Origin of the sequence: Martinezella lusitana, from assembly GCF_016901135.1 — a bacterium.
GTDB lineage: Bacteria > Pseudomonadota > Alphaproteobacteria > Rhizobiales > Rhizobiaceae > Rhizobium > Rhizobium lusitanum_D.
Genome location: NZ_JAFEVL010000020.1, coordinates 210,445 through 222,884 on the forward strand (window position 1 = coordinate 210,445; position 12,440 = coordinate 222,884).

A 12,440-nucleotide genomic window follows, 5' to 3' on the forward strand; every position below is an offset into this window, starting at 1 on the left:
GCATGAACATGACCGTCTCCCTCCGTCATCGACACCTCGACCAGATGCAACCCTGGAGCGACAGGCAGCATCTGCTCGAATGCCTCTCGGTCACGCCGGAAGCGCCCGATGTGATGACCTTCACATTCGGGTCCGACAAGGACAACTGGTTCCGCTATCTGCCGGGCCAGTTCGTGACGCTTGAGCTGCCGACGGCGCCGGAGCCGGTCATGCGCACCTATACGCTGTCGTCGACGCCGTCGCGGCCCTTTTCGGTCGCCGTGACCGTCAAGGCGCAGAAGGACAGCATCGGCACGCGCTGGATGTTCGAGAACCTCAAGCCCGGCATGCGCATCAAGGCTTTCGGTCCCCTCGGCGATTTCAGCCATATCCACCATCCCGGCGAGAAATACCTCTTCGTCTCAGCTGGGTCCGGCGTCACCCCGATGATGGCCATGACCCGCTACATGGCAGACACGGCGCCGCTGTCCGACATCACCTTCGTCAATTGCTCGCGCAGCCCGGCCGACATCATCTTCCGTTCGGAGCTGGAATATCTCGCCCGCTTCATGCCGAACCTCAATCTCGGCCTGATCGTCGAGGGCTGCGGCCGCACCGAGCTCTGGTCAGGGCTGAAGGGTCGCATCGACAAGGCCAAGATCGGCTTGCTCGCGCCGGATTTCATGGATCGCACGATCTTCTGCTGCGGTCCGGAAGTCTTCATGGATGCCGTCCGCTCCATGCTGGAAGCGCATGGCTTCGACATGTCCCGCTACCATCAGGAAAGCTTCCAGCCGGCGAATGCGGCAACGCCGCTTGCTGAGGTCACCGACGATGCGTCGACTGAAGCCGCAACCACGATCCGCTTCACCATGGCCGGCAGGGACGTCGTCTGCGCGGCGGGGCAGACCGTGCTTCAGGCCGCGCGCGGCGCGGGCGTACGCATCGGTGCGGCCTGCGAATCCGGCCTCTGCGGCACATGCCGTGTCATGAAGCTTTCGGGCGAGGTCGAGATGAACCACAATGGCGGCATCCTCGATGACGAGATCGAGGAAGGCTATATCCTGGCTTGCTGCTCGCGGCCGAAGACGGATGTCCAGGTCGAAGCTTAGCGCAACTCTAGGAGAAGCGCGCAGCGGTTTTCCGTCCGGAATTGCGTGAAAACAATATGATAGAGTGGTAACGCTACTCCGTTACCGTTCTAGAAATCCTGGTAATTCAGCTCATTGATCTCGACCGGCTCAGACTGAAGGGTAGAGGCCGTGACGATGGGATCGACCATCAGCGAGATAAGCGTCTGTCGTGGTCCGTTGCAGGTCGGTCCCTGAGCGATCATCAAGTCGGGCGCAGGCAGCGGTTTGGCGGGCAGCAGCTCGCCTTGCGGCCAGATCTTGGCAAGCTGTATCTTGGTCATTGGTACGACATTGACGTCGATATCGGTCAATGTGCCCGGAACGCGGTAGGGGCAGCTCTTTTCGGAACAATTGTCCGATGAAGCGAACTGCCAGATGGCATAGCTGTCCCAATTGCCGAGAGGGAAGGTGCCCGTTACGTCCGTCTTGTAGCGCGCGTACCACAGCGGCAGCCGCGACAGCAGCGGATAGACGTCGCGATGATCGGCGATATAGCGCGCGATGTTGTGGTTGGTATAAAGGATGGGGTAGCGACCGGTTCTGACCTTGATATGGGCGACGAAGACCTGAGCATCCTCCAGCGACATGAATTGCGTGGAGTCCATGCCGTCGATATCGAGCACCATCAGCTCGTCCGGCTGCGGATCGGCATAGTCGAGAAAGTGATTGGCCTGGTCGATGGGATTGCCGGGCCGCCCCAGATGGTAGGCGCCCCACAACAAGCCGTTCATCTTCGCCAGCATGCGGCGCGTCTGATAAAGCTCGCGACTGACGGCGTATTTGCGCCACATCGTCTTGCAATGGGCGACCGTGTCGCCGGCATGGTCGCCTGTACAACTGAAACTTTCGGGCAGACCGTCGGAGGCCTTGGAGATGAAGCCGGCGATCCGCTTGTCCTGCAGAAACGCAGTCCAGTCGATGGTGTTCAGTTCATAGGCGTCGATGATGAGGGCGTTTCTCGGATCCGTCCAGGGTGGACTTTCGCCGGCCGAAAGCTTCGAAGCCGGCCCCATGAGGGCCAGGACCATCAGAAAGCTGCAAATCAAGGCGTACGTCTGCCGGGATCCTTTCATGAAATAATAGTAAGGATTGCTGGTTAATCTTGGGTTAAGGATGAAATCACTATAAATTCATCGTGGAGCCCTCGCATAACTCCTTAAATTGGTAGCAATTTGAGGAACAGAATAACGTGTTGCCGCGTTTCTTGTCGTCTATTCGGACATGCGACGAAGCAGGCAATTAAATCCTGCTCGGGAAGCATACCCGATATCAAACGCTATACGCTTGAGCACAAGACAAACCAGGGAATGGAGATAAAAATGCTTGGTTTCCGTGCGAGAATTGCGACCATCGCTATTTCGGCCGCTGTTACCCTGACGAGCTTCACGCCGTCCTTTGCACTGCAGATGCCTGCCGCACCGGTTGCGACCGCCGAAAACACCGCGCCCGCCAATATCGAGCAGATTCAATGGCGCCGCTATGACGGTGGTTACTATCGCCGCGGTTGGTATGGCGGCTATCGTGGTTACTCGGGCTATCGCCATGGCTATCGCTACCATGACGGCTATTGGTTCCCGCTGGCCGCCTTCGGCGCCGGCGCCATCATCGGCGGCGCGATAGCCAGCCAGCCGCGCTATTATGCCGCTCCTCCTCCGGCCGGCGGCATCAATCCGCGTCACGTCGAATGGTGCGAGGATCGCTATCGCTCCTATAGGGCCTACGACAACACCTTCCAGCCCAATCAGGGCTCGCGCCGTCAGTGCTACTCACCCTATTATTGAGCAGAGCTTACGGCTTCATCGATGCGAGCCGCCCGGCACATGCCGGGCGGTTTTTTTATGCAATGTTCTGATGTCAGAGAATATTGACCCGCTTAAGCAGCCACCATGCCAGCAGCATCGACGCGACGATGAATCCGATCGCATATTCCGTGCCGGCTCCCCCGCCCGAGAGCGGCAGGTTCGATGTGTTCATGCCGAAGAAGCCGGTCACCAGCGTCGGCGGCAACAAAAGCGCCGTCATGATCGACAGGACGTAGAGATGGCGATTGATCTCGGAGGCGAGCTTCGAGTCGATTTCCTCGTGAAGCAGCCTGGCGCGCTCCTGTAGTGCATAGACATCGTGCTCGACCGCTTCCAGCCGGCCCGTCAAGCGTCCCGCGACATCCTCGAAACCGAGCGGCATTTCCTCGTCGTCCGAGGCGGCGGCGTGGCGCATCAGCGACAACACGGTGCGCAAATGGCGATGCAGCCGCACGATCGTCCGTCGAATGGGCGGAAGCCGCGTGCGTTCGTCACGCGATGTGTTGCCGTGGAGAAAGTCCTCGATAGAATTCAGCTCTTCGCTGATCTCGATGACGAGCGAGATCAGCGTGCGCTGGAACTCGACGACCAGCAGCTCGAAAATATCCAGCGGGCGGGAAAATCTCGCCGCGTTCTTTTCGATCAGCATACGTCCTCGGTCCAGGCTGCGAAGCGGCTGCAGACGGCTGGTGATGAGCATGCGGTCGGTCAGCGCAAAATGCAGCCAGCCGATGTCGCGGGTGTCCTGACCGAACTCATGCTGGAAGTCGACCAGCGTGCCGAAGAGCATCTGTTCATCGACGGTAAGCGTCGCATGCGTCTCATGTGTGGTCAGCGCTATGCGCGCTGCCTCGTTCAATCCCGGTGCATCCGCAAGGAAGGTCGGGACGCGGGCATCCACGAGATTGAGATGCAGCCAGAGGAAACCATCTCCGGCAAAGAGCGAGGCGCGATCGGTATTGTCGGGGAGCCGTTCCGCCTTATCCGCGCCAGGATGCAGACGATAGGCCCAGACAAAGCCGGGTATCGTGGTGGCAGTCGTGATCGTGTTCATGGCCGGATCATTCGCATTGTCGGAACAGTTGCCTTAGTCTTCGTTCATGACGATTGTTTATGCAAGTCTGCCCATTGTTGGAATAATCGCATGCGCGGGCGCAGATGTCGTAGCCGCGCAGCGCGTGCAGGGCGAAGGTGTTGTTCGAGTTCGCGATCAAGTGGAAATGAGCATCGCATCGCCTTTGTAAAATTGACGTTTACGTAAAAATCAACTAGCAATAGCCACACGTCGCCGATGGCCTGGGTGAGGCGGACCATCGGCACCACAAATGCGGAGGAAAGCATCATGTACAAGGCGCCTGTCGAGGAAATCGCGTTCACGCTGAAGCATGTCGCCGGCATGGAGCGGGCGATGGAAGAGGGCATCCTCGGCGATCTCAGCGCCGACGTCCTCGATGCCATCCTGGCGGAGGCTGGACGTTTCGCCGGCGACGAGATGGAGCCGCTTGCCGAAATCGGCGACCGGCAGGGCGCGAAGCTGGTCGACGGCAAGGTGGTTCTTCCGGACGGATGGGAAAAGCTCTATCGCGACTGGATCGCCGGCGGCTGGAACGGGCTGACCGCGCCGGAGGAGTTCGGCGGACAGGGCCTGCCGCATATGCTGAATATCGCGACGCTGGAAATGTGGAATTCTGCTTCGATGGCGTTTGGTCTAGCCCCGACGCTGACCATGGGGGCGGTCGAGGCACTCATTGCCCACGGCAGCGAAGACCTGAAAAAGACATACCTGCCGAAGCTCGTATCAGGCGAGTGGGCTGGCACCATGAACCTGACGGAGCCGCATGCCGGTTCCGATGTCGGGGCGCTGCGCACGCGCGCCGAACGCCGCGACGACGGCACCTATCGTCTCTTCGGCCAGAAGATATTCATCACCTGGGGCGATCACGAGGCGGCGGAAAACATCGTCCATTTCGTCCTGGCCCGCCTTCCGGATGCACCGGCCGGCACGCGCGGCATATCGCTTTTCCTCGTGCCAAAATTCCTCGCAAACGATGATGGATCGCTTGGCGCCCGTAACGATTATTTCGCCCATTCGCTGGAGCACAAGCTCGGCATCCATGGCTCGCCGACCTGCACGATAATCTATGGCGATGGCAAATATGGCGCCGAAAAAGGGGCCGTCGCCTGGCTTGTCGGCGAGGAGAACAAGGGGCTCGCCTGCATGTTCACGATGATGAACAATGCGCGCCTCGCCGTCGGCATTCAGGGCGTCGCGATTGCGGAAGCCGCTACCCAGAAAGCCATCGCCTATGCCAGGGAGCGCACGCAGGGCCGCGCGCCGGGAGCGACGGCGGCGGGCATGAGCCCGATCATCGAACATCCCGATGTCGCCCGCATGCTGCTGACCATGAAGGCGCTGACGCAGGGTTCGCGCGCCATTTGCTATGCTTGCGCCGAGGCGATCGATATGTCGCATCGCGATCCCGAGAAGGCACGATATTGGCAGGAGCGGGCTGCGCTCTTGACGCCGATTGCCAAGTCCTTCTCCACCGATGCCGGCGTCGATGTCGCCTCGCTTGGCATCCAGGTCCATGGCGGCATGGGCTTCATCGAAGAAACGGGAGCGGCGCGCCTGCTGCGGGATGCCCGTATTGCCCCCATCTATGAAGGCACCAACGGCATTCAGGCCATCGACCTCGTGACCCGCAAGCTGACCATTGCGAACGGCGATCACGTGCGCGCCTTCCTCGGTGAATTGCGCGGGATCGCCGATGCCGTCGCAAAATCCAATCTCGACGGTTTCGGGGAATCGGCGCCGCGGCTGGAAGCGGCCATCGACGATCTCGAAAAGGCAAGCGAATGGCTGCTCTCGCGCCAGGCCGAAGGCGCCGTCGCCGAGGCGCTGGCGGGTGCGACGCCCTATCAGCGGCTCTTCGGTCTCGTGCTGACCGGAGCCTATCTGGCCAAAGGCGGCTTGGTCGATGCGGCGGATGGCGAGGGCGGAAAGCGCATCGCGCTTTGCCGCTTTGCTGCCGAAAATCTTCTGGCCGAAACAGCGGCTCTCACTGACCGTATCGTCGCCGGCGCGTCGAGCCTTGAAGCCGCCCGCATCGCGCTTGCCTGAGGAGATCTAATGACCGACCATATTATCATCGAACGTCCCGAGACCGCGCCGCATGTCCAGATCATCCGGTTCAACCGTCCGGAAAAGAAGAATGCGATCACGCGCGGAATGTATCAGGTGATGACCGATGCGCTGAAGGCGGCGGACGACACGCCGGATATCCGCGTCAACGTCTTCCTCGGTACCGAAGGCTGCTTCTCCGCCGGCAACGACATGGCCGATTTCCTGGCTTTCGCCGTGGGCGGGAGCATGGGCCGCGAAGTCCTGGATTTTCTCGCCGCACTGGCGACGGCGAAGAAACCGGTCGTTTCGGGCGTCGATGGTCTGGCGATCGGCATCGGCGCCACGATCCACCTGCATTGCGATCTGACTGTGGCTTCCGACCGCAGCCTGTTCAAGACGCCCTTCGTCGATCTTGCCCTCGTCCCCGAAGCCGCCTCGAGCCTGATCGCGCCGCGCCTCATGGGTCATCAGCGCGCCTTCGCCCTGCTTGCCCTCGGCGAAGGCTTCTCCGCCGCCGAAGCGAAAGAGGCCGGTTTGATCTGGAAAGTGACCGCGCCCGAGGCAGTGGAGGCCGAAACGCTATCGCTTGCCGCCAAGCTTGCAGCCAAGCCGCCTGAGGCGCTGAGGATTGCCAGGGCTCTGATGCGGGGCGAACCGGACGCCATCCTTGGTCGTATCGCCGAGGAAGCCGAGCTTTTCGCCGCACGGCTGAAAAGTGCGGAAGCACGCGCCGCATTCGAGGCGTTCATGAAGCGGTGAATCACCATCCGCCCTTGTGGTTCGAGACGGCCCTGCGGGCCTCCTCACCACGAGGGTCGGCCACACAACTTGCGGTGAAAAGAACTACTTCTCCAGCGCCACGACAACCTCGACATGCGAGGTCCACAGGAATTGGTCAATGGGCGTCACTTTGTTGATGCGATAGCCCCCTTCGGTCAGCAGCGCGAGATCGCGGGCCAGCGTCAGCGGGTTGCAGGAGACGGCGACGATCTTCTTGACCTGGGAGCGGGCCAGTTCCTTGCACTGGAATTCCGCCCCGGCGCGCGGCGGGTCGAAGACGACGGCGTCGTAGACCTTCAATTCCTGCGTCATCAGCGGCCGGCGGAAGAGGTCGCGGCGCTCGATGGTGACAGGTTTTAGCCCCTGCGTGTTGCGGGCGGCGTAATCGAGCGCGGCCAAGGGCTTGGCTTCGCTTTCCACCGCGTGCACCCGTCCGATGCGCGCCAGGCGAAGCGAGAAGGTGCCGCTGCCGGCGAAGAGATCGGCGATGCGCTTCGCCTTGCCGACATGGGTCTTGACCAGCTCGGCCATGGCATCTTCAGCCTGCTTGGTCGCCTGCGTGAAGGCGCCGGGAGGTGGCGAGACCTGCGCGCCGCCGAAATCGATCATCGGCTTTGCCGGTTCCACCAGGATTTCGCCGTTCAGCGAGACGCGAGCGATGCCGCGAAGCGTCAGCACGGTTTCGATAGCGCTCCGACGGTGCTTGTCGGAAAGGGATTTGACGTCGTCGACGGCGAGGTCGAGGCCGGAAGGCATCTCCAAAACGGAGATGCGGAAGGCTTCCGCGTTGACGGCGAGTGCCGCCGCGACCGCCGTGATCGCCGGCAATTGCGACATGATCCCGGCCGAGGCGATGGGACATTCCTCGATCGCGACGATGTGGTGGCTTTCGGCCTGGTTGAAGCCGATCAGCGTGCCCTTCTCGGTCTTGCGCGCCGCGAAGACGACCTTGCGGCGCTCGCCGGGATGGGCAGCGATAATATCATCCACCTCGGGCGTCAGGCCCTTGGAGCGTAGCGCGTCGATCACGAGCTGCCGCTTGAAGGCGCGGTAGGGCGCATCGGCATAGTGCTGCAAGGTGCAGCCGCCGCAGGTGCCGTTGACGCCATCGGGACCGAAGTGCCGACAGTGCGGCTCCTGCCGGTCCGGCGAGGCCGATGCGATCGACATCAACGTGCCCTGGCTTTTCACCCGCGCGATGGCGACGCTTTCGCCCGGCAGCGTGAAGGGTACGTAGATCGGGCCATCAGCGCCTTGCGCGATGCCGTCGCCCTGGGCGCCGAGCTTCTGGATGGTGACGGTTTCGGTGCTCATGGCTTGATCCCTGCGAGAAGAAATTCGTGATTGCCGTCGCCGCCTGATATCGGCGAGGCTATGAGGCCGAGACTCTGCCAGCCCATATCTTCAGTGAACCAGCGTTCGAGCTCGGCAGCGACAGCCGGCGCGGAGGAGGGGTCTTTCAGCAAGCCGGCCTTGCCGATCGCATCTCGTCCCGCCTCGAATTGCGGCTTCACCAGCAACACGGCGCGCGCGCCCGGCTCGGCAAGAACGAGCGCCGGCGCCAGCGCCAGCTTCAGCGAGATGAAGGAGACATCGGAAACGATGAACGAGATCGGCTTGCCGATATCCTCGGCAGTGAGGTTGCGGGCATTCAGCCCCTCTATACTGGTCACGCGCGGATCGGCCGATATGCGCGGATGCATCTGGCCGTGGCCGACATCGATGGATGTGACATGCACGGCGCCACGCTGCAACAATACCTCGGTAAAGCCGCCGGTCGATGCCCCGACATCGAGACAGTGCTGCCCCTGCGGATCGAGCTGGAAATGATCGAGCGCGGCCACCAGTTTCAAGGCCGCCCGCGAGACATAATCCTGGGCCGGATCGTCGATGGCGATCTGCGCCTCTTCGGTGAACAGCGTGCCCGGTTTGGTCACGACTTTGCCGTCGACGGTGACTGTGCCGCGCTGAATTGCATCGCGCGCCCGTGATCGGCTGGCGAAAAGCGAAAGGGTGACGAGAAGCTGGTCGAGGCGTTGCGGTTCGGACATAGGCTGTCCATGCAGGGCAATGCAGTGCGTTGCAAGCCTTTTGTGCCGATGTCGCGTTGACGCCGGGCTGCAGCCGGCGATAATCGCACAAATCAGCGGTTGAGAGGGCATCATGCGAAGAATCGGTGGCTATGCGGCGCTATTGGCGATGTTCGCCGCGCCGGCCTTTGCGAACGATACCATGGCCGAGTTGAAGACCGGCGGTCTCGCCTACGTCCGCACCGGCGATATCAGCATGGATCAGGAGAAGCTCTTCATTTCGGCGGCCGAGGTGCGCGTCGACTACGTCTTTGCAAACACATCGGACAAGGATGTCGAAAGTCTCGTCGCTTTCCCGATGCCCGATATCAAGGGCGATGTCGACAGCATGGTCGATGCTGGAAATGTCGATGCCGACAATTTCCTCGGCTTCACCGTCACACAGGACGGCAAGGCCATCGCGCCGACCCTTCAGCAGAGCGTCACGGTCGCCGGCGTCGACATGACGGATGAATTGAAGGCGCACGCCGTACCGTTGCTGCCGCTCAGCAAGGCGGCGATGGATGCCGTCGCCAAGCTGCCCGTTGATGTCTTGGAGGACTGGACGGCTCGCGGCCTGATCGTGGATGACGAATATGACAATGATGGCCAGGGCATGAAGCATCATCCGACGCCGATGTGGACGTTGCATACCACCTATTGGTGGCGCACCAAGTTTCCGGCCAAAGCCAGGATCGGCGTACAGCATAGCTACAAGCCGAGCGTCGGCGGCACCGTTGCCATCACCTTTGCCGGCGACGAGGACTACCAGAAACAGCAGCTGCAGGCCTACCGCAGCAAGTATTGCGTTGACGATGCCTTTCTGAAGACTGCGACCAAGCTTTCCGCCACCGCCGACAAGGGCGGCCGCACCTATATCGAAAGCTGGATCTCCTATGTGCTGACGACGGGCGCCAACTGGTCCGGCCCGATCAAGCATTTCGAGCTGACGGTCGACAAGGGCAGCCCGGAAAACTACATCAGCTTCTGCGGCACCGACGTCAAAAAGACCGGGCCGACGACCTTTCAGATGACGGCGCAGGATTTTTATCCCGAACACGATCTGGATATTTTGATCCTCGCCGCGACCCCCGTGAACTGAGCCAAATTTAAACGGCAGATCGTCAAAATTAAATAATTTTAAAGCCGTAACCTCTACTGATGCTTGGGATTGCGATGGTCTGTTTCAAGATCATCGCCTGCCATGACGGCTTCACGCTTCCGCGTCCCAATCATGCCTTTCCCTGAATTTTTCGAGCATCAGCCGTCCTTCCCCCACGGCCTATCGATGCTCGCCAGGACCGGCGCTCAGGAGGCGCTCGCTTATGTTTGCGAAAAAACTCTCGCTGAATGGCAAGCTTGCCATAACGTTCACGGCGCTGATCGCCATTTTCGCCTGCGTTTCCGCATTCGTCTATTCCAAGGAAGAGATGTCGGCCGGCGCCGCGGCGGAGCAGGCCAGGTCGCAGCAGCTCGTCAATCTGATCGACGACTCCTTGCAGGCGATGCTGGAACAGGCGGTCAACCTGCGCGGCTTCCTCCTGCTCCGCAGCGACAGCACCTATGGCGATGTTTTCGCCAATCGCGACCGGATGTTGAAGAGCATCGCCGCAGCCAAGCAGGTCGCCGCTGACTCTCCGGATCTGCTGCAGGCCATCGATAACATGCAGAAGGCCGCGGATATCTATTTCCATCAGCTTGCAGAGCCGCAGACGAAGGCTCGCAAGGAAACCGAGATGCCGCTCGATCAGATCGTCAAGATCGGTCAGAACGAAACCAAGGGCCAGCTCGATGGCTTCCGCGAGGCTGCCGCAAAGATCAAGCAGGCAGCCCGCGCCAAGGCCGGCGATCTGGCGGCCACGCAGGATGAGGCCAATGGCGATCTGCGCCTGACGCTCATCGTGGGCGGCATCCTCGTAGCGCTGATCGCTGCCGTTCTCGCCTGGCTGCTGTCGCGCATCATCGTTCGCCCGATCGTCGGCATGACTGCCGCTATGGGCCGTCTGGCTAGTGGCGAGCACGATATCGACGTTCCGGCCCTCGGTCGTGGCGATGAAGTCGGCAGCATGGCCGATGCCGTCCTTGTCTTCAAGCAGGCGGCGATCGAGAAGCTGCGCCTTGCCGGCGAGACCGATCGCATGCGTGATGACGCCGAGCGTCAGCGCCAGATGGGCGATGAGCAGAAGGCGCGCGAAGAAGGTGAAATCCGCTTCGCCATGGAGACGCTCGCAGGTGGGCTCTCCGCTCTTGCCGCCGGCAATGTCGCTGCGCGTCTCGACCGCACCTTTGCGCCGCAGTTCGACAGCGTTCGTGCTGATTTCAACAATGCCGTCGAAAAGCTGGAAGCGGCCTTGCAGTCGGTCGGCACCAATGCCGCCGCCATCAATGCCGGCGCCGGCGAGATCCGTTCGGCTGCTGATGACCTTGCTCACCGCACCGAGCAGCAGGCTGCCTCCGTCGAGGAAACTGCTGCAGCCCTGGAACAGGTAACCACGACGGTTCGCGATTCGGCCAAGCGCGCCGAGGATGTCGGCCATCTCGTCGAGCGTGCGCGTCTCGGTGCCGAAAAGTCCGGTGAAGTCGTGCGCAGGGCAGTATCCGCCATGCAGCAGATCGAAAAGTCCTCTGGCGAGATCAGCAACATCATCAGCGTCATCGATGATATCGCCTTCCAGACCAACCTTTTGGCACTGAATGCCGGCGTCGAAGCCGCCCGCGCCGGTGACGCCGGCAAGGGCTTTGCCGTCGTTGCCCAGGAAGTCCGCGAGCTTGCCCAGCGGTCCGCCAACGCAGCCAAGGAAATCAAGGCGCTGATCACCACGTCGAGCGATCAGGTCAATACCGGCGTGTCCCTGGTCGGCGAGACCGGCAAGGCCCTGGAATTGATCGTTTCCGAAGTGCAGGAAATCAATCGCCACGTCGGCGCGATCGTCACGGCGACCCGCGAGCAGTCGATCGGCCTGCAGGAGATCAACACTGCGGTCAACAACATGGATCAGGGCACGCAGAAGAATGCCGCCATGGTCGAGGAACAGACGGCTGCCAGCCACGCACTCGCCCGCGAAGCCGCGGCACTGAACGAGCTGCTGCGCCAGTTCCGGCTCAGCAATGCGCCGCAGGCAGCGTCCGCGCGTCCCGCAGCCGCAACGACACGCTCGAAGCCTGCTGTATCGCCGGCCCGGGCGCTCGGCCGCACGGTGGCCAAGGCCTTCGGCGGCAAGGCAACCGCAGCTGCGGCCGCTCAGGACGAATGGGAAGAGTTCTGACGACAAACACCTTCTCTCCGCCGGAGAGAAGGTGGGCACGAACGATTGAGTGAAACGAAATCGAGAGAGACCGGATGAGGGGGCACGCGGAGCGTTAGCGACGGTGCTTTGAGCGGCAAGCGAAAAGCCGCTCCAGTGTGCAGAAACGCCCCCTCATCCGTTTCCCGAATTTGCCGAAGGGCGGGCACCTTCTCCCCGAGCGAAGAAGGCGAAAGCCTGGAGCCGGTCGCACCACCGGCCCTTCGCTTTGGCTCAGGGCGTTCGTCGCTGCAATCGATTCACTGGAT

At 61.5% G+C, this 12,440-nt stretch carries 10 protein-coding genes; 6 read left to right on the forward strand and 4 right to left on the reverse strand.

Going from position 1 to position 12,440, the window contains the following annotated elements; translation table 11 throughout:
* Window positions 1-2: 2 nt before the first annotated feature.
* The gene (locus JTP94_RS08120; protein ID WP_204850016.1) at window positions 3-1,091 is read left to right on the forward strand and encodes a hybrid-cluster NAD(P)-dependent oxidoreductase; all 1,089 of its coding nucleotides are present in this window, start codon (window positions 3-5) and stop codon (window positions 1,089-1,091) included.
* Between the two features lie 89 nt (window positions 1,092-1,180).
* On the opposite strand, the gene JTP94_RS08125 is transcribed toward JTP94_RS08120, so the two are convergent.
* Window positions 1,181-2,140, reverse strand: a complete 960-nt coding sequence (locus tag JTP94_RS08125) for a glycoside hydrolase family 25 protein (RefSeq protein WP_246754727.1) — start codon at window positions 2,138-2,140, stop codon at window positions 1,181-1,183.
* A gap of 291 nt (window positions 2,141-2,431) precedes the next feature.
* On the opposite strand from JTP94_RS08125, the gene JTP94_RS08130 reads away from it, so the two are divergent.
* A complete protein-coding gene (locus JTP94_RS08130; protein WP_204850018.1) occupies window positions 2,432-2,893 on the forward strand; it encodes a BA14K family protein in 462 nt (153 codons plus the stop codon).
* 73 nt (window positions 2,894-2,966) lie between these two features.
* Here the strand turns inward: JTP94_RS08130 and JTP94_RS08135 are convergent, their stop codons facing one another.
* Window positions 2,967-3,968, reverse strand: a complete 1,002-nt coding sequence (locus JTP94_RS08135) for a transporter (protein ID WP_204850019.1) — start codon at window positions 3,966-3,968, stop codon at window positions 2,967-2,969.
* A gap of 288 nt (window positions 3,969-4,256) precedes the next feature.
* Between JTP94_RS08135 and JTP94_RS08140 the strand changes: the two genes are divergently transcribed.
* A complete protein-coding gene (locus JTP94_RS08140; RefSeq protein WP_204850020.1) occupies window positions 4,257-6,035 on the forward strand; it encodes an acyl-CoA dehydrogenase in 1,779 nt (592 codons plus the stop codon).
* A 9-nt stretch (window positions 6,036-6,044) separates the two neighbouring features.
* On the forward strand, window positions 6,045-6,797 hold the full coding sequence (locus JTP94_RS08145) for a crotonase/enoyl-CoA hydratase family protein (protein WP_204850021.1): 753 nt from the start codon (window positions 6,045-6,047) through the stop codon (window positions 6,795-6,797).
* Between the two features lie 84 nt (window positions 6,798-6,881).
* Here the strand turns inward: JTP94_RS08145 and JTP94_RS08150 are convergent, their stop codons facing one another.
* Window positions 6,882-8,132, reverse strand: coding sequence for a class I SAM-dependent RNA methyltransferase (locus JTP94_RS08150; RefSeq protein WP_204850022.1), 1,251 nt, complete (start codon window positions 8,130-8,132; stop codon window positions 6,882-6,884).
* Window positions 8,129-8,869, reverse strand: a complete 741-nt coding sequence (locus tag JTP94_RS08155) for a TlyA family RNA methyltransferase (protein WP_204850023.1) — start codon at window positions 8,867-8,869, stop codon at window positions 8,129-8,131. Before JTP94_RS08155 ends, JTP94_RS08150 begins: the two co-directional genes overlap by 4 nt.
* A gap of 112 nt (window positions 8,870-8,981) precedes the next feature.
* On the opposite strand from JTP94_RS08155, the gene JTP94_RS08160 reads away from it, so the two are divergent.
* Together JTP94_RS08160 and JTP94_RS08165 are read left to right on the forward strand one after the other, a co-directional pair.
* Window positions 8,982-9,989, forward strand: a complete 1,008-nt coding sequence (locus JTP94_RS08160) for a DUF4424 domain-containing protein (RefSeq protein WP_204850024.1) — start codon at window positions 8,982-8,984, stop codon at window positions 9,987-9,989.
* Between the two features lie 223 nt (window positions 9,990-10,212).
* Complete coding sequence (locus JTP94_RS08165; RefSeq protein WP_204850025.1) at window positions 10,213-12,153, forward strand: methyl-accepting chemotaxis protein; 1,941 nt, start codon at window positions 10,213-10,215, stop codon at window positions 12,151-12,153.
* Window positions 12,154-12,440: the final 287 nt, after the last annotated feature.